We start from the raw sequence: 340 nt of genomic DNA on the forward strand, positions 1-340 counted from the left end.
ACAGGATATCGGCGCCAGCCAGCGCCATCAGGCGCGCGGCTTCCGGATACCACTGGTCCCAGCACACCAGCACGCCGAGCTTGCCGACCGAGGTTTGGATGGGGTCGAAACCGAGGTCCCCAGGCGTGAAGTAGAACTTCTCGTAGAAGGCCGGATCGTCCGGGATGTGCATCTTGCGGTACTTGCCGGCGATCTCGCGCGAGCGATCGAAGACCACCGCGGTGTTGTGGTAGAGGCCGGTGGCGCGCTTCTCGAAGATCGACGCGATGACGACGAGCTTGAGCTCTTCGGCCAGCTTGCCGATGCGCTCGGTGCCCGGACCGGGAATGGTCTCGGCCAG

1 protein-coding gene is annotated in these 340 nt (G+C 64.7%); it reads right to left on the minus strand.

Going from position 1 to position 340, the window contains the following annotated elements; all coding sequences use genetic code 11:
• A partial coding sequence (locus tag CBX98_RS25775) for a nitrilase-related carbon-nitrogen hydrolase (protein WP_277949515.1) occupies positions 1–340 on the minus strand: 340 nt, incomplete at both ends.

This window comes from Vibrio sp. T9, assembly GCF_003123985.1.
GTDB classification, from domain to species: domain Bacteria; phylum Pseudomonadota; class Gammaproteobacteria; order Enterobacterales; family Vibrionaceae; genus Vibrio; species Vibrio diabolicus.